17 protein-coding genes are annotated in these 19,851 nt (G+C 72.3%); 12 read left to right on the top strand and 5 right to left on the bottom strand.

The window, feature by feature from the left end; translation table 11 throughout:
• Positions 1-4: 4 nt before the first annotated feature.
• Complete coding sequence (locus tag A3Q40_RS11120) at positions 5-1,492, bottom strand: type VII secretion protein EccE (protein WP_068102242.1); 1,488 nt, start codon at positions 1,490-1,492, stop codon at positions 5-7.
• A 56-nt stretch (positions 1,493-1,548) separates the two neighbouring features.
• Between A3Q40_RS11120 and eccB the strand changes: the two genes are divergently transcribed.
• The gene (eccB, locus tag A3Q40_RS11115) at positions 1,549-2,964 is read left to right on the top strand and encodes a type VII secretion protein EccB (RefSeq protein WP_069972937.1); all 1,416 of its coding nucleotides are present in this window, start codon (positions 1,549-1,551) and stop codon (positions 2,962-2,964) included.
• Here eccB and mycP read toward each other — a convergent pair.
• Together mycP and eccD are read right to left on the bottom strand one after the other, a co-directional pair.
• Positions 2,922-4,328: a type VII secretion-associated serine protease mycosin gene (gene mycP / locus A3Q40_RS11110; protein ID WP_157889562.1), complete on the bottom strand. Its 1,407-nt coding sequence runs from the start codon at positions 4,326-4,328 to the stop codon at positions 2,922-2,924. The genes eccB and mycP overlap by 43 nt on opposite strands.
• Complete coding sequence (eccD, locus tag A3Q40_RS11105) at positions 4,325-5,758, bottom strand: type VII secretion integral membrane protein EccD (RefSeq protein ID WP_157889561.1); 1,434 nt, start codon at positions 5,756-5,758, stop codon at positions 4,325-4,327. Before eccD ends, mycP begins: the two co-directional genes overlap by 4 nt.
• 331 nt (positions 5,759-6,089) lie before the next feature.
• Here eccD and eccCa point away from each other — a divergent pair, with 331 nt between their 5' ends.
• From eccCa to glmM, 8 genes are all read left to right on the top strand, one after another.
• Positions 6,090-10,088, top strand: coding sequence for a type VII secretion protein EccCa (gene eccCa, locus A3Q40_RS11100; RefSeq protein ID WP_068102237.1), 3,999 nt, complete (start codon positions 6,090-6,092; stop codon positions 10,086-10,088).
• A complete protein-coding gene (locus tag A3Q40_RS11095; protein WP_068102235.1) occupies positions 10,085-11,623 on the top strand; it encodes a type VII secretion-associated protein in 1,539 nt (512 codons plus the stop codon). Before eccCa ends, A3Q40_RS11095 begins: the two co-directional genes overlap by 4 nt.
• Positions 11,624-11,755: 132 nt before the next feature.
• The gene (locus A3Q40_RS11090) at positions 11,756-12,055 is read left to right on the top strand and encodes a WXG100 family type VII secretion target (RefSeq protein WP_235606273.1); all 300 of its coding nucleotides are present in this window, start codon (positions 11,756-11,758) and stop codon (positions 12,053-12,055) included.
• A gap of 33 nt (positions 12,056-12,088) precedes the next feature.
• Complete coding sequence (locus A3Q40_RS11085; protein ID WP_068102233.1) at positions 12,089-12,367, top strand: WXG100 family type VII secretion target; 279 nt, start codon at positions 12,089-12,091, stop codon at positions 12,365-12,367.
• Between the two features lie 141 nt (positions 12,368-12,508).
• The gene (locus tag A3Q40_RS11080) at positions 12,509-12,865 is read left to right on the top strand and encodes a TraR/DksA family transcriptional regulator (protein ID WP_068105981.1); all 357 of its coding nucleotides are present in this window, start codon (positions 12,509-12,511) and stop codon (positions 12,863-12,865) included.
• 167 nt (positions 12,866-13,032) lie between these two features.
• A complete protein-coding gene (gene rplM / locus A3Q40_RS11075) occupies positions 13,033-13,476 on the top strand; it encodes a 50S ribosomal protein L13 (RefSeq protein ID WP_068105976.1) in 444 nt (147 codons plus the stop codon).
• Positions 13,477-13,520: 44 nt separating this feature from the next.
• A complete protein-coding gene (gene rpsI / locus A3Q40_RS11070) occupies positions 13,521-14,030 on the top strand; it encodes a 30S ribosomal protein S9 (protein ID WP_139203828.1) in 510 nt (169 codons plus the stop codon).
• Between the two features lie 133 nt (positions 14,031-14,163).
• Positions 14,164-15,522 (top strand): phosphoglucosamine mutase, encoded by a 1,359-nt coding sequence (gene glmM, locus A3Q40_RS11065; protein ID WP_068102231.1) that lies wholly within the window; start codon positions 14,164-14,166, stop codon positions 15,520-15,522.
• A gap of 64 nt (positions 15,523-15,586) precedes the next feature.
• Here the strand turns inward: glmM and A3Q40_RS11060 are convergent, their stop codons facing one another.
• Complete coding sequence (locus tag A3Q40_RS11060; RefSeq protein ID WP_068102229.1) at positions 15,587-16,627, bottom strand: LLM class F420-dependent oxidoreductase; 1,041 nt, start codon at positions 16,625-16,627, stop codon at positions 15,587-15,589.
• Positions 16,628-16,815: 188 nt separating this feature from the next.
• Between A3Q40_RS11060 and A3Q40_RS11055 the strand changes: the two genes are divergently transcribed.
• Genes A3Q40_RS11055 through A3Q40_RS11045 form a run of 3 tightly spaced genes read left to right on the top strand, consistent with a single transcriptional unit; the run spans position 16,816 to position 18,949 of the window.
• Positions 16,816-17,112 (top strand): hypothetical protein, encoded by a 297-nt coding sequence (locus A3Q40_RS11055; RefSeq protein WP_068102227.1) that lies wholly within the window; start codon positions 16,816-16,818, stop codon positions 17,110-17,112.
• Positions 17,109-18,689 (top strand): hypothetical protein, encoded by a 1,581-nt coding sequence (locus A3Q40_RS11050; protein ID WP_068102224.1) that lies wholly within the window; start codon positions 17,109-17,111, stop codon positions 18,687-18,689. Before A3Q40_RS11055 ends, A3Q40_RS11050 begins: the two co-directional genes overlap by 4 nt.
• Positions 18,686-18,949 (top strand): hypothetical protein, encoded by a 264-nt coding sequence (locus tag A3Q40_RS11045; protein ID WP_068102222.1) that lies wholly within the window; start codon positions 18,686-18,688, stop codon positions 18,947-18,949. The genes A3Q40_RS11050 and A3Q40_RS11045 overlap by 4 nt, the downstream gene beginning before the upstream one ends.
• Here the strand turns inward: A3Q40_RS11045 and A3Q40_RS11040 are convergent.
• Positions 18,922-19,788, bottom strand: a complete 867-nt coding sequence (locus A3Q40_RS11040; RefSeq protein WP_068102220.1) for a dienelactone hydrolase family protein — start codon at positions 19,786-19,788, stop codon at positions 18,922-18,924. The two genes, A3Q40_RS11045 and A3Q40_RS11040, sit on opposite strands and share 28 nt — an antisense overlap.
• Between the last annotated feature and the right edge of the window lie 63 nt (positions 19,789-19,851).

The following is a 19,851-nucleotide window of genomic DNA, read 5'->3' as shown; positions in this document are numbered from 1 at the left end:
GCGGTCACCAGGCCGCGCGGCCGATCACCTCGGTTTCCGCGGCCGTGGACACCAGGCGCAGCGTCGTCGTGCGGGTGCCGACGCGGCATCGGACGCGGTCGGATCCTCCCTCCTGTACCAGGGCGATGTCCGCGACGTCGTCGTCGCCGGTCGTGGTGAGGACGCAGGTGCGGTCGTCCGGTCCGTCGGCGCCCGCGTGATCGCGCACCAGCAGGTCCGTTCCCGGGTCCGGCGCCTGGTGTGGCGCTCGGACCGACAACCGAGTCGTGTCGCCGGCGGCGGCGATCACGGACCTCCACACCGCGGGGCGGTCGGTGAGTACGACGACGCTTGCGCCCGTGGCCACGGCGCGCCACACGAGTTGGAACAGCACGAACGTGTCGACCGCGACGGCGACACGGCGCACTCCCGGACCCCACAGACGAACGGTCACGCCGCGCCCGTCGTCCTGCACCCCGATCAGTTGTCCGCAGCCGGCCACGGGAACGGTGACGGTGTCCAGCGCGTCCGGGTGCAGCGGGCGCAGTCGCGCGGGGCGTCGCCCGTGTGCGGGACCGACTCCGCGCGCGGGCACTCGGGCTCGGGGTGTGCCGGGCAGGCTGCGAGCCTCGTCGTCGGAGCCGACGAGCAGACAACCGCGTGGTGACGACCCCGCGGAGGTGAGCCACCACGACGCGGCCTCGGCCTGCGCGACGGCGGTGGTCGCAGTGCGCTCCGTGCGGCGCCGTATCGGCGCGGTCCACCACCGCAACGGCACGGACGCGACACCGAGGTGATCGAGGTCGTCGACGTCGAGCGGTCGGAATCCGACGTGGTGCTCCGCCGCCACCTGCTCGAGTCGGCCAAGGTGTAGACCCAGTACGGCCGCGAGGCCGGGCGACCCGCCCCCACGACGGGCGATGGCCGGTGCCGCGTGCGCCACGTCGAGGACCAGGGTCAAACGCGTCGTTCGCCCGGCGACGGCGCCGGCAGCGCTCGTGATCGGGAGGTACGTCGCGCCGGGCCGGGTCGTGGGGTCGGGGCGACGGGTGACGGTGTCGAGCACGAGGTCGACGGGGGCCTCGTCCCCGTCGATGGTGCGAGACAGGAACGCGGACACGGGGACCGCGAGGTCCGGCTCGGCGGTGTCGCCGTCCAGGACGGTCCACCCTTCGGCGCGGGTGGGTGCCAGATCCACCGTCACGGACGCCGTCCCGCCGTCCCAGACGACGGCCGTCGGCCGCCCGCCGACGTTCAGGGACAGCGTGGTCGTGGTCCGCGCCCGCGACCACGGAGGCATCATCGTGGCCAGGACGACCAGGACTGCGGCGGTGACCGCCGCGCCGACGGTGAACGCAGCCCAGGTCGGTGCGCCGATCGAGGCCGAGCCGAGGCCGACGAGGGTGCCCACCGCAGTCGCCGTCGTCACCCGCGCGTGGTCGGTCGGTCGAGCATCGGCCGCCCCGGCGGCGTCGTCGGCGGCCGGTGAGCCGATGTACTGTGCCCTCAACACGGACGGCCTCGGGGGGCGTCCGCGGGCGGCCGGGGGGCCGGTGAGGTGGGGGAACGATGGGACGAGAGCCGGTCACGAAGTGGCAGGTCGGGGCGCACCGATTTGCGACACGACGAGTCGATGTCGCTCTCGTGCAAGGTGATTCGACGATGCGTCACGATCCGATGCGCGCGTCGTCGCGCGCCACGGCCGTGGGAGCGGTGATCGCGGTGCTCGTGCTCGCGGGATGCGGGATCCTCGCCTTCCTCCGTCCTGCGCCCACCATCGGCGACGCCGACATCGTGCGGGACGACGACACGGGGGCGCTCTACGTCGTGCTCGACGGAGTGCTGCATCCCACGACGGGGCTCGCCTCCGCGCGCCTGATCGTCGGTCGGCCCGACGACCCCGTCGGGGTCCCCACCGAGCGCATCGCCGAGCGCCCGCGCGGTGCGGCTGTCGGCATCGTCGACGCCCCGCATTCCATCGCGGTGCGCACCGATGCCACCGTGTGGTCCGTGTGCGACCGCGGCGCGACGTCGAGCGAGGCAGGAGCGACCACGGTCGGGGTGACGTCCGATCCGACCGATCCGAACACGCCCGGTCCCCGGCAGTCCGGCGGGGCGGTGCTCTGGCAACGCGACGGGATCACCTACCTCCTGCACGACGGCGTCCGGTCCCGCCTCGACCCGGCGGACACCGTGCTGATGCGCGCGCTCGGACTCGACGATGCGCTGCCCGTGCGCGTGTCCGCAGCGCTGCTGGATTCCGTGCCCGAGTCGCGGCCGCTCGAGGTTCCCCGTATCGACGGCGTCGGCACTCCGGTGGCGTATGCGTTGGGCGACCGACGCGTCGGCTCGGTGGTCACGGTCGATCTCGGTGATCGCAGCCGGCACTACGTGGCGCTCGCCGACGGGATCCAGGCGGTCGGCCCGGCGGTGGCGCAGGTCCTGCGCTTCTCGGATTCCGCGGGACGCGTCGGACTCGACGCCATCGCTCCGGACGTCATCGCGCGGGCACCGCGAACGGAGCGCCCGTTGGACGTGTCGGCCTTCCCCGAGACTCCGCCGCAACTTGCTGCCGTCGGGAACGTGTGCGCCGCATGGTCGTCGCCCGCGGCCGGTCCGGTCGTCGTGACCACGGGGGACGACGTACCGGCGGGTCGCCCCGACGCGGTGGTGCAGCCGGGAGCCGACGGCGGCGGAGATGCCGTCGATCGGGTCGAGCTCGACGCCGGGGCCGGCGTCTTCGTGATCGCCACCGACCCCCTGGTCGCGGAAACCAGGCGCGACGGCCGGTTCTACGTGTCGGACACCGGGGTTCGATACGGCGTGCCGACGGACGAGGACGCCACGGCGCTGGGCCTCGGCGAACCCGTACCCGTGCCGTGGTCCATGATCGCGCGGCTCCCGGCGGGTCCCACACTCGACGGGGATGCGGCTCGACGCACTCACGACGGACCTCCGCTCGAGGCGGCGTCGCCGGGCCGCTGACGCCGGAGGGCGTCCGTTGGCCGCTGACGCCGGAGGGCGCGCAGTGCGGAGACGAGGGCGACGAGGAGGGCGCAGGCTCCGGCCGCGGACACGGCGAGGACAGCCGCTCGACGGTCGGGCGGTGGATCCACCGAGACGGCGGGGAGCGGCCGGGACGCGGCCTGGCGTGTCACGTCCGTCGCGGTGGACGTCACCGCCGCGACCGGGTCGAGCGTGCCGTACCCGACGGCGGTGTCGACTCCGCCGGCCGGTGCATGTGCCGTGCGGACGATGCGGTCGATCACCTCCGACGCGGTGAGCGATGGGAACCGCGACCGCACGAGGGCGGCCGTCGCGGAGGCGAACGGTGCCGCGAAACTGGTGCCGTCGAACGGCAGGACCCGCCCGTCGGCGTCGATCGTGCCGGTGGCCGACCCACGTCCGGTGGGGGAGAGCGAGACGATGCCGGTGCCGGGGGCCGCGACATCCACCCAGGGGCCACCCAGGGTGAAGGCGGACGGACGACCGTCCGGGTCCACCGACGCGACGGTGAGCACGTAGTCGTCGAACCAGGCAGGCGAGGCGACGGTGCGCACCGGAGCGTCGTCCGCCCGTGGGCCGCGGACCACGTCGTTCCGGTCGCGACACCGGCGGCCGTCGAGGTTGCCCGCCGCCGCGACCACGACGACGTCCTTCTCCACGGCGGCGTACCGCACGGCGGCGCCCAAGGCCGAGTCGCCCAGCGGTGATCCTGCACGCGCACAGGCGACTTCGGAGATGTTCACGACCGTGGCACCGGCGTCGGCGGCGGCCACCACGGCGCGGGCCATCGTGTCCACGTTGCCGTAACCGCTGGACGTCGATCCGTCCTCGGCGTCGGGTTCCGAGCGCACGGCGGCGAAGGCGGAGCTCGATTGACGAATGGAGAGCACTCGGGCGTCCGGCGCCCCGCCCGCGAATCCGGACGACGCGTCGTCGCGCGCCGCGATCAGGCCGGCCACGACGGTGCCGTGCGCGTCGCAGTCCTGTGTGCCGTCACCGGTGGCATCGACGTAATCGCCACCGGCGCGCAGACCGGGCAACGACGGATGACGCGCGACTCCGGTGTCGATGACGGCCACGAGCTGGCCCGCGCCGCGGGTCAGGTGCCACACGTCCGCGAACCGGAGGTCACGCTGGGCGGGCGGCGGAACCGTGGGAAACACCGCCTCCGCAACCGTCGCACACGCAGTTCGCTGCTCGGTCGGCTCATCGGGGCCGATCGGGTCCGCGGTCGGCAGCGCCCGCGGATCGACGGGGGGCGTTGCCGCCGCCGTCGGGGCGGCGGTCAGCACGGTCACCAGGGCGGCCGCCAGGACGGCCCGTTGTCGACAACGGGTCGTCACAGGCCGCGCACCGCAGACAGGGCCCCGACGATCGAGACCGTCAGGGGCACCAGCGCTCCCGTCGCGGCGTACTCGGCCCAATCCGCCGCTCGTCGTACTGGCGGTGAGAAACGTCGTCGGGGCGCGACCAGCCCCCAGAGCACGAGAGTCGCGGCGACGGGCGCTGTCGCGCCGAGCCACACGAGGGCGAGCTCCGGACGCAGGATCACGCCGACCACGCACACCGCCGGCGCGACGCAGGCGCCGCACACGGCCGTGACTGCGGCACGGGTGCGGTCGCCGTGTCCGCGGCTCTGCGCACAGAACACCGCGCCGACGAGGGCGGCGAAAGTGGTTCGGGCCGCGTCGATGTCGCGGCCGAGGTCTGCTGTCGCCGTGATCACCGCCGCGGTGGTGGCCGCCAGGGACAGCGCGGTGACATACCCGGTGAGGTAGGCGCGTGCTGCGGCGGCGCGGGCGGCGACGAGGTCGATGTCGGTGTCGACGGTCGCGGTGGCCGCGGCTCGGGTGGCGGGGGTGTGTCGGTGCACGACGCGCCCCGATCCGCCGACTGGTCCCCCCGCGGCGTCGCCGAGCGGAACCGGTGGGATGCGGATGCCGGCCCTGGTCGCCGCGAGGCGTGGGGCGCGGGTGACCGCGACGGTGCACAGCAGCGCGGTCAGGGCCGCCACGGACGCCGCAGGGAACGTCGTGAACGCGACGACGGCACCGACGATCGTCCCGATCACGGCCACGGTGGTGACCGTCGTGAAGGTCGCCCGTCCCACCGGACCCGCGGCCACGGCGGTCAGGACGCACACGGTGACCACCGCCGCGAAGCCCAGGACGGCGTCGGCACCGAGATCGCGACCGGGGACGGCGGCGGCTCCCGCGCCGAAGGCGAGCAGACACGCCGACCCCCGGGCACAACAGATCAGGCCCGGGTCCCTGGACATCGTGGCGCAGACGTGGGCGGCGATCGTGGTGAGAACGGCGATCGCGACTCCCAGCGCGATCAGGGCGACACCGTCGCCGACGGCCACCACACTTGCCGCCGCGGCCGCCAGTACGGCCCCGATCGGTCCCGTCACTGCGGCGGGCCGCGGCGCCCGATCCGCGCGGAGAGGCTCCGAGACCGCGACTGCGAGATCGTCCACCACCGGAGCGGAGATCGTGTCGGCCCGGCGCAGCACGAGCACGTCCCCGTCTCGAATACCGTTGTCCGTCAACGACGACGACCGGTCCAGACGCCGACCCGACAGGGTCCACAACTCGTGGGCCGTGGGGGCGCCCACCGCACGTCGCGACGGGCCCTCGTCCGGTGCGGATCCGGGCGGGCGCACGATGTCCAGCACCGCGGGGATCACCGCGGCCACCGCCAGACCTGCGGGCATGCTCACGTCCGCTTCGACGCCGAGTCCCACCACCGTCGCCCTCACGGAATCCTGCATGTCGACTGTCGCGGTACCGGCCCCGACCGCGCCGTCGGACCCCACCGCCCTGTCGGTAGCAGGCGCGGTCGACCCCCGCGCGATCGTTCCCGTGCCGTGTTGCCCACTCATCGACCTGTCCCCCCGAACGGTCTCGTGTCCCCGTGCGGCCGAACGCCGCCCGACGGAACCCGACAGCACTATAGGACACGGCTCGGACACGGTCCGAGTGGTCGGTTCGGGGCCGTCGAACGATCCCCGGGTCCGCGACGATCACCGAGCCCGTGTCGGACGGTCGGGTTAGTGTCGTGCCGATTCGTCGACGGGGCGACGGATCACGAGGGGGGAATGCATGTCGCTCGACGTGGAACGACCGGGTGGTTCGCCGCCGACCGACGGCGCCCGGGTGGGGTTCGCTCGGCCGCCGTCGCGGGTGACGGCGCCGTCGGTGCCGACCGGCGACGTCGTTCTGGAAGCGCCGCCCGACGTCCCGCGGGTGACTCCGGCGAGTCCGGTGACCAGGTTGATCCCGGTGGTGATGGTGGTCGCGATGGTCGGCACGGTCGTCTTCATGGTGACGTCCGGTGCGGCCGCCAATCCCACGGCGCTGCTCTTCCCGATCATGATGGCCGTGTCGATGCTCGCGATGTTCGCGAGTGGAGGACGAGGCGGGTCGTCGCGCGTGGCCGAGTTGGCCGAGTCGCGTCGTGACTACGCCGTCTATCTCGATCGCATCCGCGCAGAGATCGAGCGCACCGCCGCGGCGCAACGAGACGCTCTCGACCATGCGCACCCCGAGCCGGCGTCCCTGGTCGCGCTGGCCGGATCCGCCCGCATGTGGGAGCGGCGTGCCGCCGACCCGGACTTCCTCCATGCTCGGGTGGGCCTGGGCGACCAACGGCTCGTGACCCGGCTCGTTCCGCCGGAGACCGGACCGGCGGAGGACGTCGATCCCGCGTGCGCGTCCATGCTGCGGGAGCTCGTGCGTGCGCGTGCCATCGTTCCGCTGCTGCCCACCGCGGTGTCGCTGTCGGCCTTCTCGGCGGTGACGGTCCCGTCGTCGGAGCGGGGCCGGGCGGTCATGCGCGCGATCGTCGCGCAGACGGTGGCCTTTCACGGGCCCGACGATCTGCTCGTGGTCGTCGTCGCACCGGTCGAGGACGCCGCGTGGGACTGGATCAAGTGGCTTCCGCACCACCGGACGTCGATCGGCGGGGCGACCCGGGAGACGCTCCGCTTCGACTCCGCGACTGAGGCCGTCGATGCGCTGTCCCGCGTTCCGGCCACGGTCCGGATCCTGCTCGTCGCGGACGGGTGGGGCGACGATCCCGACGTCGTGCGGGGCGTGCTCGGCCGACGCGGTGTGACCGTGCTCGCGTCGGTCGCGGGAACCGCCGACACCGGCCCGGGCGCACTCGCCGACGAGGAGTCCACTCGCACACTCGAACTCATGCTGGACGGGGATCGTCTCGGTGCGCGCAGCAGCGTCGGCGTCGAGATGTTCGGCCGTGCCGACTCCCTGGACGTGGCGACGGCGACCTGTCTGGCCCGCGCGATCGCTCGCTACCGGATCGAGTCGGCCACCGCCGCCGACTCGACGCGTCGGCCCTCGGGTGCCTGGGCGGACCTTCCCGGCATGACGCGTCCGGAGCTTCTCGATCCGGACCTCGCCTGGCGCGGTCGTGCCGGGAGCGCGCGGCTGCGGGTGCCGTTCGGTCTCGACCAGGACGACGGCGTGGTCGAGTTGGACCTCAAGGAGGCTGCCGAAGGCGGAATGGGTCCGCACGGTCTGTGCATCGGTGCCACCGGCTCCGGCAAATCGGAACTGCTGCGCACGCTCGTGCTCGGCTTGATCGCCACGCATTCCCCGGACGTTCTCAACCTGGTCCTGGTCGACTTCAAGGGCGGCGCAACGTTTCTCGGGCTGGAGGAGGCGCCGCAGGTTGCGGCGGTGATCACCAACCTCGCCGAGGAAGCGCACATGGTCGAGCGCATGCGCGACGCGCTGGCCGGAGAGATGAACCGCCGTCAGGAACTGCTTCGATCCGCGGGAAACTTCGCGAACGTCACCGACTACGCGGCAGCACGGGCACGAGGTGCGGCGCTGGATCCGCTGCCGGCGTTGTTCGTCGTGGTCGACGAATTCTCCGAACTGCTCAGCCGGTTCCCGGAATTCGCGGACCTCTTCGTCGCGATCGGCCGACTGGGTCGATCGCTCCACATTCATCTGCTGTTGGCGAGTCAACGACTCGACGAAGGGCGTCTCCGTGGCCTCGACTCCCACCTGTCGTACCGCATCGGTCTCAAGACCTTCTCGCCCGGAGAATCCCGATCGGTTCTGGGCGTCCCCGACGCGTATCACCTGACCGGCGGTCCCGGCGCCGGGTTCCTCAAGAACGACGCGGGTGATCCGGTGCGCTTCACCGCGTCGTTCGTGTCCGGCCCCGTCGAACGGACCACCGGCGCACCGGCTGCAGCGTCGTCTGCTCGTGCACACCCGCCGGTGCGACTGTTCTCCGCGACGGACCGGTCGGTGCCGCGAGCGTCGACCCCGAGTCTCGACCACGAGGTGGTTCGCCCCGCGGCCGACACCCCCACCGCGGGTCCGGCGCCGACGCTTCTCGCTGCCGTCGTCGATCGTGTTCGCGGTCGTGGCCGCCCGGCCCATCGGGTGTGGCTGCCCCCGTTGGACCGGCCGGTCGCGCTCGACACCCTCGCGGACGCGACGCCGGACACCGCAGTCGGCTCGCTGTCGGCGACGATCGGCGTCGTCGATCGGCCGTTCGACCAACGTCGCGATCCGCTGCGGGTCGACTTGACCGGCGCGGCCGGTCACGTGGCCGTGGTCGGTGGACCCCACTCGGGCAAGTCCACCGCTGCGGCTACCGTCCTCCTCGCTCTCGCCCGCCGCTATGCACCGGGCGAATGCCGGATCGTCGCGCTCGACTTCGGCGGCGGCACGGTATCCCTGCTGCGGGGGTTACCGCACGTGGCCGCGGTCGCAGGTCGGACCGAGGACGAGGTGGTGCGGCGGATCGTCGCCGACACCGCAGCGGTCGTCCGGCGCCGCGAAGAGTTGTTCCGTCGGCTGGGTATCGCGTCCATGGCGGAACTGCGGGCTTCTCGGCCTGCGCGGCCCGACGTCGACACCGCCGACGTGATCCTCGTGATCGACGGGTGGTCGACGGTGCGATCCGATTTCGAGTCCCTCGAGGCCGCGCTCACCCGCGTCGCGACGACCGGCCTGTCCTACGGAGTGCATCTCCTCCTCACGGCCGGGCGGTGGGCGGACATCAGGCCCGCGGTCAAGGACGCGATCGGAACGCGGGTGGAGCTCCGGCTGGTCGACCCGCTGGACTCCGACATCGGTCGGGCGCAGGCGTCGAAGGTGCCGGCCCGGCCCGGGCGCGGTGTGACCTCGACCGGTCTGCACCTGTTGATCGCCCTTCCCCGGACCGACGGCAGGGAGACGGTCGCCGGCCTGACCGGTGCGGTGGGCGATGCGGTCGCCGGGGTGCAGGCTCGGTGGGCCCACGTCCCCGCCGCGCCCGCGGTGCGGTTGCTGCCGCACCGACTGTCTCGCGCCGAATTCCTCGCGGGAGCGTTCGGGGGAGGGTCGAAACGCACGTGGCCGCCATCGACCGTGGGGGCCGGCTTCCACGGGCGCATACCGATCGGCGTCGACGAGGACGACCTGGCCCCGGTGCACCTCGATCTCGCGGAGAACCCGCACTTCCTCGTCCTCGGGGACGGGCGGTGCGGGAAGACTGCTGTTCTCCGCGCGTTGTGCGCGGGTCTGGTCGAGGCGAACGACGCCGCATCTCTGCGCGTCCTCGTGATCGACTATCGCCGAACACTTCTCGACGTCGTCCCGGACGACCGGCTCGCCGGACGGGCGTCGTCGGCCGAGGAGGCCGGCCCGATGGTGGTCGAACTCGCGCGGCACCTCCGCGCCCGGCGGCCCGGACCCGACACCACGAAGGAACAACTCGCGGCGCGGTCCTGGTGGACGGGACCCGACGTCGTCGTGGTGGTGGACGACTACGACCTCGTGGTCACGCCCACCGGCAATCCGCTGGCGGAACTGCTCGACCTGCTCTCGGTAGCCCGCGACGTCGGGCTCCACCTGGTGATCGCCCGTCGGGCCGGCGGCGCGGCGCGGGCGCTCTACGAGCCGGTGCTGGCGCGACTACGCGACCTGGCGAGCCCGGGCCTGATCATGAGCGGCAACCGCGACGAGGGTGTGCTGCTCGGCACGGTGCGCCCGTCAGACCAGCCGCCGGGTCGCGGAACTCTCGTCGACCGCTCGTCGTCCAGGGTCGTCCAGACGGTGTTCTCGGAGGACTCGTGATCGGCCTGGCCGTCGGCGTGGCTGCGGTGTGGTGGGCCGACGGCACCGCGGTCCGATCGATGTCGACGGGTCTGACGCGCTACGCGGGCGTCGTCGTCGCCGACGAGGACGCGCCCACGGTCGACGTGCTCGGCAGGGTGGACGATTCGGTACCGCTGGACGGCCACGACGTTCCGGCGTCGGAAGCACTGAGCGCGTTGATCGAGCGGGCGTGCCGCGTCGGAGGGTCGGCGGGCTCGGTGTCGGACACCCTGGTGTTCGTGCATCCACCGCACTGGGGGCCGGTGCGCTGCGGGGTGCTCTCGGTGGCCGGCCGCCCCCACGCGCGTGAGATGCGGTTGGTCGACAGTGCCGTCGGCGCGGTGGTCGCGGCGACCGCGGCGTCCCCCTGTGCTCACGATGGTGGTTGTCGCACAGCCGTTCTCGACAGGACGCCCGCCCGGGTGACGCTGTCGACGGTCGTTGCCGAGCCAACGTCCACGGCCGGTCCGGTGCTCACGGATTGTCGCCTGCTGGTGCCGTCGACCGTCGTCGACGACGTGGCTGTCGACGCCGCCCTCACCGCAGCGTGGCAGGAGGTCACTGCGACGCTGCCGATCTGTCGGGCCGTCGTGCACGGCCCCGCGGATGTGCTGTCCACGGACTCGGTGGCGGAACTCGTGGCGGTGCCCGTGATCGAGGTCGAGGACGGATCCCTCGCGGTCGCCGCCCGGAGCATGCACGTGATCGATCCCCGAGCCGGGGAGCGTCCCACGGACCCGGCGGGAGGCGCGGCCGCGGGGACAGGCGGACCGCGGAGCGACGCTCCGATCGGCTGGGACGACGATCTCGACGCCGCCACACCGCGCCGGGGTGCCTGGCTCTCGGACCGGGTCGCGGCCGCGAGACCGGCGAACCGTCACCGTCCTGCGCTGCGGATCGGGGCCGGGGTGGCCGCTCTGCTCGCCGCGGCCGCCGCCGCGTGCGCGCTGGTGGTGCTGTGGCCGGTGGGCACGCCGTCCGCCGTCGAGCGCGTCGTATCACCGGCCCGGACCGCCGCACCCGCGCCGGTCGAGAACCGGGTGACCCCGACGAGCGAGCCGGCCCCGACCAGCGACCCGCGGCGGTCGATCGAGCCGCCGGCACCGACGGGCACGCCGTTCCGCGTGGGGGCACTTGGCGTGTCCATCCCGGCAGGCTGGCACCTGCAGCCCGGTCCAGACCGGGTCGAACTGCGCCCCGACGACGGCGCACCGATGCGCATCCTTCTCGTCGTCCGCGAGATCGACGCCGGCCTCGGTCTCGACGAGATCGAGGCGGAGCTCGACGCTGTGTCCAAGGGTTCCCGGCAGGTCCACGGTTTGCACCGGACCGAAGGCCACGGCCGTCAGCAGCTCGAATACCTCGAATCGGCGCCGGACGGAACGACTGCCGGATGGACCGTCTTCGCCGCGCGCGGCGAGCAGATCAGTGTCGGCTGTCAGGGCGGACCGGGCACCCATTCGGTGCTCACCCCGGTGTGCGACGCACTGCTGGCCGGCCTGTCGGTCCAGTGACTCCGTGTCTCGAGGTCCACCGGGATCGTTGCCGGGCCGAGGGAACCGTTCGGCGGCGGGCGGCGTCCATACAGATGCAGGGGGGTGCGACACCGCGGAACCCACGCCATCGAGGGGGAGTACATGTCACAGATGAGGACCACCGTCGAGACCATGCAGGTCACGGCAGGCAAGGTCGATCAGCTCACGCTGGAGGTCAAGGCGCTGCTCGACCAGCTGCGCGGCGACGTTGCGAGCGTCGGGGGCAGCTGGGAGGGCGCGGCCGCGGTCGCGTTCCAGAGCGTGATGAACAGCTGGGACACCAGCGCCAACAAGCTGCAGGTCGCCCTGGGAGCCATCGGCGATTCCATCAAGGCGTCCGGCACCGCGTACGCCGCGGCCGAGGACGACAACACGCGGGCGGTCAGCGTCGCCGGGTCGCTGAACCTCTGACGCGTCCCGTTCACCATCGAGAAAGGAATCGACATGAGGTACGTGTTCGGAGCGATCGACCAGGTCAGTGCGCAGATCGATGCGAAGCAGGCCGCGCTCAATGCCAAGCTCGACGAGCTGCGGCAGATCATCTCCCCGCTCGTCGCCGACTGGGAGGGCGCCGCGTCGGAGTCCTACCAGGACAAGCAGCGGCAGTGGGATGCTGCCGCGCTCGAACTGAATCAGGTGCTCGAGCAGGTCGGGACGGCCGTGAGCCGCGGGAACGCCGACATGCAGGCACGTGAGGCGGCCAATCGGGGAATGTTCGTCTAGCTGTCGCTCACCGTTCCCGCCGTTCGGAACCCGGTCGCCCCGGGTGGGTGATCTCGGGCCGGACGGCGGGAACGGTCGTGTCGGGGGGCGGGGCCGGTCACGAACGCCATCGTGTCGGTCGGTGCGGGCACACTCGCCTGCATGACCGTCGATCTCGCCGTGGCCCGGACCCGGCTCGCGGACGCCCGCGCCGAGGCGACGGCGCGCGTCGCATCCCTCGAGGATCAGCACCGAGCCATCGTCGAGGGCTCACGCTGGACCACCGACGACGACGAGCACGATCCGGAGGGGTCCACCATCGCATTCGAACGCGCCGCCGTGGCGTCGATGCTGCGGGACGCACGGCAGGACCTGCGGGACCTCGACGAAGCGGAGGGGCGTGTCGACGCCGGCACCTACGGGACGTGCGAGAAATGCGGACGCGAGATCGCGGACGCTCGGCTGGACGCGCTTCCCGCGGCCCGTCGATGCATCGAGTGCAATGCCCTTCGCCGCTGACGGCGTTTTGACCTGCGATCCGGCGGGCCGGTAAGGTACTCCGTTGGCGTTCGATACATGCAGTCACCTCGATGCGTGTCTGCCGGTCTCTCGGGTCTCCACTGGCCGCCGAGAACCACCGATCGGACGTCGGCCAGCACATCGACGATGAGACAAGGAAGTCATTCGTGTCCACGTATGCGCCCAAGGCCGGGGATACCACCCGGACCTGGCACGTGATCGACGCCACCGACGTCGTTCTCGGCCGCCTTGCCGTCCAGGCAGCAAACTTGCTGCGCGGCAAGCACAAGCCCACCTACGCCCCGAATGTCGACGGCGGTGACTTCGTTGTCATCATCAACGCCGACAAGGTTGCCATCTCCGGCAACAAGCGGACGGACAAGTTCCACTACCACCACTCCGGCCACCCGGGTGGTCTGCGCGCGCGCAGCATCGGTGAGGTCATGGACAAGAACCCGGACCGCGTCGTGGAGAAGGCCGTCAAGGGCATGATCCCGAAGAACAAGCTGGGTACGGCCATCGCCAGCAAGCTCAAGGTGTACGCCGGCCCCGACCATCCCCACGCGGCTCAGCAGCCCGTTCCGTTCGAGATCAAGCAGGTGGCCCAGTGACCTCCCCCGAGCAGACCCCCGAGCAGTCGGTCGACGAGAACGTCGTGACCGAGACCGCCGAGTTCGCCCCCGAGGAGAACGTCGAGATCGCCGACGAGTTCGTCTCCGTCGAGGATCCCGAGGTCGTCTCCGACATCGAGGCAGCGGCCCGTCCGGCCGTCTACATCGACCGCCCCGTCACCACCGTCGGCCGTCGTAAGGAAGCCGTCGTCCGCGTGCGTCTGACCCCGGGCACCGGGCAGTTCACGCTGAACGGCCGCACCCTCGAGGACTACTTCCCGAACAAGGTGCACCAGCAGCTCATCAAGAGCCCGTTCGTGCTGGTCGAGCGCGCCGAGAGCTTCGACGTGACCGGTCTCCTGCACGGCGGTGGCCCCTCCGGCCAGGCCGGCGCCCTGCGTCTCGCGATCGCCCGTGCCCTCATCGAGGCCACCCCGGACGATCGCCCGGCGCTGAAGAAGGCCGGCTTCCTCACGCGCGACCCGCGTGCGGTCGAGCGCAAGAAGTACGGCCTGAAGAAGGCCCGCAAGGCATCGCAGTACTCGAAGCGCTGATTCCTCGGCACTTCACCCGACGCAGGCGCTCCGGCCGGTCCCTCACGGGACGGCTGCGGGCGCCTGCGTCGTGTCGGACCCGCTCGTACGCCACTCGCGTCACCCGTACCACCGCTCGAAAGAGGTAACCGCCATGGGCCGACTGTTCGGAACCGACGGGGTTCGAGGCCTCGCCAACGCGGACGTCACCGCGGATCTCGCTCTTCGCCTCGGCCGCGCGGGCGCCGCCGTCCTGGGTGCCTCGGACGCAAGCACGGCCCCGGACGGGTCCGCGTCCCGGCCCGTCGCCGTCGTCGGCCGCGACCCTCGGGCAAGCGGGGAGATGCTCGAAGCCGCCATCGTGGCGGGCCTGTCGTCCGCCGGCATGGACGTCCTCACCGTCGGCGTCGTGCCCACCCCGGCGCTGGCCTACCTCACCGACGCGTACGACGCTGCCCTCGGCGTCATGATCAGCGCGTCGCACAATGCCATGCCCGACAACGGCATCAAGTTCTTCGCGGCCGGCGGAGTCAAGCTGGCCGACGAGCAGGAGGACCGCCTCGAGGCCCTGCTCGACGCCGCCCCCTCCGGGCCCACCGGGGCCGACATCGGTCGCGTGCGCTCCGCCCCCGACGGGCTGTCCCGCTACGAGGACCACCTCGCCAAGACCGTCCCCACCACCCTCGACGGCATCACCGTGGTGGTCGACTGCGCGCACGGCGCGGCCTCCTCCGCGGCGCCCGACGCCTACCGCGCCGCCGGCGCCACCGTCGTCGCCATCAACGCCGAGCCGACGGGGCTGAACATCAACGACGGCTGCGGATCCACGCACCTCGACGTCCTGCAGCGGGCCGTGCTCGAGCACGGTGCCGATCTGGGCCTCGCCCACGACGGTGACGCCGACCGGTGCCTCGCGGTCGACGCGAACGGCGACGTGGTCGACGGCGACGCGATCATGGCGATCCTCGCCCTGGCCATGATGGACGCCGGCACCCTGCCGCAGAACACGCTGGTCGCCACGGTCATGAGCAACCTCGGTCTGCACCTCGCCATGCGCGAGGCCGGCATCACCGTACGGACCACCGCCGTGGGCGACCGGTACGTCCTCGAGGAGCTGCGCGCCGGCGACTACGGTCTGGGCGGCGAGCAGTCCGGCCACATCGTGATCCCGGCGTTCGGCAGCACGGGCGACGGCGTCCTGACCGGCCTGCAGGTGATGAGCCGCATGGCGACCACCGGGCGGTCGCTGCGCGAGCTCGCCTCCGTGATGCGGACGTTGCCGCAGACCCTGATCAACGTGCGGGTCGAGGACAAGCAGGCCGCGACCGCCGCCGCCGAGGTCACCGCGGCGGTCGACGCGGCCGAGCACGAGCTCGGTGACGAGGGCCGGGTGCTGCTGCGTCCGTCGGGCACCGAGCAGTTGGTGCGCGTGATGGTCGAAGCGGCCGACACCGATACGGCCGAGCGGCTCGCCGGCCGCATCGCCGAGCGGGTCGCCGCCGTCGGTCGCTGACGGTCCTGCCCGAGGACAGCCGGCCGACCGACGGCGACGCCCGCGGGCCGTCGCCTGTCCCGCGTCAGCCGATGAGCGACTTGAGCAGTTCGACCTGCTTGACCCGTCCCGCGCTGTCGGAGGCGATCGGGTGGATGTTCAAGGTGGTGGCGCCGGCGGCCTCGAACGCGGCCAGCCGCTCCTTCACGAAGCTCTCGGTGCCGATCAGCGAGATGGACCGCACCAACTCGTCGGGCACCGCCGCCGTGGCCTCTTCCTTCTTGCCCGCGAGGTAGAGGTCCTGGATCTTCTCCGCCTCGGCCTCGTACCCGTAGCGCACGGCGAGGTCGTTGTAGAAGTTCTTGCCCTTGGCGCCCATGCCGCCGATGTAGAGGGCGAGCTGCGGCTTGATCCACGGGAGGAACTGATCGGCGTCGTCACCGATGGCCACCGTGGGGCTCGCGTAGACGTCGAGTTCTCCCAGCGCGGGATCGCGCTTGGCCTTGCCCTCGGCGAGCGAGTCGCCCCACACCGATTCGGCCTTCTCCGGATGGAAGAAGATCGGCTCCCAGCCCTGGGCGATCTCGGCCGTCAACGCGACGTTCTTCGGCCCGAGCGAGGCGATGACGATCGGAATCGACTCGCGCACGGGATGATTGATCAGCTTGAGCGGCTTGCCCAGGCCGGTTCCCTTGTCCGCCGGAAGCGGGATCTGGTAGTACTTCCCGTCGAACTGCACCTTCTCGCGGCGCCACACCTGACGGCAGATGTCGACGATCTCGCGGGTGCGCCCGAGCGGAGCGTCGTACTTGACGCCGTGGAAGCCCTCGATGACCTGCGGTCCCGACGCGCCGATACCCATGACGAAGCGCCCACCCGAGACGTAGTCCAGACCGGCCGCTGTCATGGCGAGCAGCGACGGGGTCCGGGTGTAGATCTGGAAGATGCCGGACGCCAACTCGATGGTGGAGGTCTTGGCGGCGAGGAAGCCGATCTGGCTGACCGCGTCGAACGAGTACGCCTCGGGAACGAACGCGATGTCCATCCCGGCCCGTTCGAGCGCGCCGACCTCCTCGACGGTCTCCTCGAAGCCTCCCGAGTAGTTGAGTTGCATCCCGATTCGCATGAGTCTCCTCGACATCTCTTGCCGGTGTCGGTCACCCGCTGTGCGTCGGACGTTACCGCTCGGTAGCGCGACGGTGCGGGGGCGGTCGCAGAGCCGTGGAACCGCCGAGGTGCCTCGGCGCGTCCAAGTCGGGTGGGGCACGAGGGTGTCGGCGACGACGGGGGACGTGGATGGGCGACGAGACGACTATGGATCCGGCAGCGGCGAGGGCGGCGGCGCGCGCGATGACCGAGTCGGCGGACCGGGCCGAGAGTGCGCTGAGCGGGCTGTCGAACCGGGCGTTCGATGCGGCGCACGCCGGGCGCGACCACGGCGCGCGCGCCGTGCGAATCGACGCCCGACTGCGCGAACTCGCGGACGGTCTCGCGTCGTGGAACCGCGTGACGCGGTCGGCGGCGGACGCCGTCGGGACGGCGGTGGCGTCCGCCGAAGCGGCAGACTCCTCGGGGGCGGCGTCGCTGAGGGCGGCGGGTGGCGACCGGTGAGCGGCCCGCTCGAGGCAATTCTCGACGAGGGGGCGGTCGGCTTGCGCTTCTTCGACCGCGTGGTGCCCTGGCGGGACGAGGCCGGCGGGACCGGCCTCTCCTACCTGGACTTGTGCGCGCGGTACGACGCGCAACGCGGACTCGATACCGACGTGCTGCGTGCGGACGCCGCTCGGTGCCGCGACGTGGCGACGACCCTGCGCGCGGAACTCGCCGCGCGCACCGAGGCGGCCACGGGGTTGACGACGGTCTGGACCGGTGCGGCAGCGACCGCGGCCGGTGACGTGCTCGCGGCGCAGTCGACCAGGGCCTCGCTCGACGTCGACCACCTCGAGCTGGCCGCGAGCACGCTCGACCGCGCGGCCGAGGGGCTTCGCGCCATCGTGCAGGACAAGGCGGTCGCGGCCGCCGATCACGACCGCCGCGACGTCGCCGGCCGAGACCTCGACGACGCGCACGCGACCGTGGTGGGGGCGACGCAGGATCCGTCGACGTGGTCGGTCGACACCGTGGACCGACTCACTGCGCTCGTTCCCGAACTGGGCGCCGCCGCCGCTCGGGGTCCGGTGGCACTGTGGGAACGCCCCGAGGTGGTCGACGCCGTGGTGACGGCGTGCCGCAACTGGGTCGACGGGGTGTTCCTTCCCGCGGTCGACGAGGCCACCACGAGCTTCGACGACCTGTGCTCGGAGAGCCACGCCGCGATCGAGCGCATCTTCGACGTGGTCGACGCGGCGCTCGACGATCTCTGCACCGACCCGTATCCGACGGTGGTCGACTCCGTGACGCTACCGACCGAGCCCCTGCCGACCGAGCCCCTGCCGACCACGCCGGCGGCGGCGGAGCAGTGTGTGGTCCCGTCGGGGACCGGATCGCCCTCGGCGCCGGCCGTCGCGGCACCGGAGCAGCCGGGGCCGGTGGCGCCGGCAGGATCCGTCGTGTCGACCGTGCCTGCCGTCTCCGCCGCACCCGCGTCGGTGTCGGTGCCGGCCGCGTCGGTGAACGCCGTGTCCGACGATCACCTGGCCGACGTGGTGCGGACGGCCGTGGCCGAGGCCGTGTCCCTGGTGCTGTCCAGCGACGAGGGGGCGGTCGAGACGCCCTGCGAGTCCGCAGAGGTCCGGCCTGTGTCGGAGCCGGAGTGCGGGTCGGAGCCGGGGGCCCGGAGTCCGATCGACGCGACGCCCGCGTCGGACCTCGGTCGGGTGGAGGCGGAGTGGGCCGGTCATCGGGCTCGTCTCGAGGTGCACGCCGACGGGTCGATCGAGTTCCGAGCAGGCCCCGTTGCCGGTTCGGAGCCCACCCAGGCACCGCCTGTCGACCCTGCGGAACCACCCGTCGACCGAGCATCGCCCGTCGCCCCGGCACCGCTCGTCGACCCGGCGCCGCCTGTCGACCCGGCACCTCCCGAGCCCACACCCGTCGACGCACCGCCATCGCCGGGGGCGCCGGCCGAGTGCGTTCCGGATGTGCCGGCCCCGGCCCCGCCCGCCCCGCGATCGGAGCCGGACCCGCCGGTCGGGCCGGCCCCGGCCGCGGGCCCCCGACCGGCGCTGGCCGAGGCAGGGCCGCTGTGAACGACCGGACCGTCGCAGCGCTGATCGACGAGGTGGTCGCCGACCATCGTCGCTCCACCGCGCGCCTGCGGGAGCGGCTACGGCGCGATGCCGCCCGCGACGCGGACGCGCGCTCGGACGACCCGGGGGCAGCGGGCGGTCACGGAACGGCGATCGAGCCCATCATGCGCTCGGTGCGTGACCGAGCCACGCCCGTGGCGGGAGACGACGCCCGTCGGGAGGTGCCGGCGCCTCAGCGACCGGCGAGATGGCTGAGCTGACGCAGAGCCCCGCCCTTGACGGGCACGTCGGCGGTCGGCTCGTTCGGGTCGAGGACCCGCGTGCCCTTGAACTCGACCTCGGGGTCGGAGAAGGCCTCGTAGTCCTCGTGCCGGGCGAGACGGTGCAGCAGGAACCCGGTGAGGAGGGCGCGAACGGTCTTACGGGTCTTCGGTTGTGCGTTGCCGACACCGAAGAAGCTCGCGAGCTTGCGGCCCTCGACGATGCCGTCGCCGACGGACTTGTCGATCACCCGTAGCACGGTGGGGCCGCCGAGGGCGCCCGCGAGAGCCACCGGTTCGGCGGTGAGGGAGTTCAGTTCCGTCGGCGCGCCGATCACGAGGGCCGGTGCGGTCACGGCGTCGGCGATCCCGTCGGTGAGGACGCGCGGACTGGTGGGGGCGGGATAGAGAGCGGCCACCGCGCGGATGTCGGACCGCTGCGACGCGGCGAGGACCGCGGCGCCGGCGCCCATGGCGTGTCCGACGACGGCGAGCTTGTCCGGGTGCACGGAAATGTCCCCGGTGCCCAGACGGATGCCCGCGCAGATGTCGAGCGCGACGGTCAGATCGTGGGCCAGAGCGGCGTGGGACGGGACCGGACCGCGCTGGGTGTTCGGCGCGGCCACGACGAAGCCCCACGAGGCCAGGTGCTTCAGAGTCGAGTCGTAGTTCTTCGACGACGACATCCAGCCGTGAGCGAACGCGACGGCCGGGAGGGAGGTGCCCTCCTTGGGTGCGTAGATCACACCGGGAAGGCCGGCCAGCGCCAGGTCACCCCGGACCACGCGATGCGGACCGGTTTTGGCGAGGTCGGTGACCAACTTCTGCGTCTTCGGCACGTCGTCAACCGTATCCGAGCCCGTCGAGTGCGGGGGAGGGACTCGCGGTGGGTGGCCGGAGGG

Origin of the sequence: Rhodococcus sp. PBTS 1 (assembly GCF_001620025.1) — a bacterium.
In the GTDB taxonomy this organism is placed as follows: domain Bacteria; phylum Actinomycetota; class Actinomycetes; order Mycobacteriales; family Mycobacteriaceae; genus Rhodococcoides; species Rhodococcoides kroppenstedtii.
This window is presented reverse-complemented; position numbering and strand designations above follow the sequence as displayed.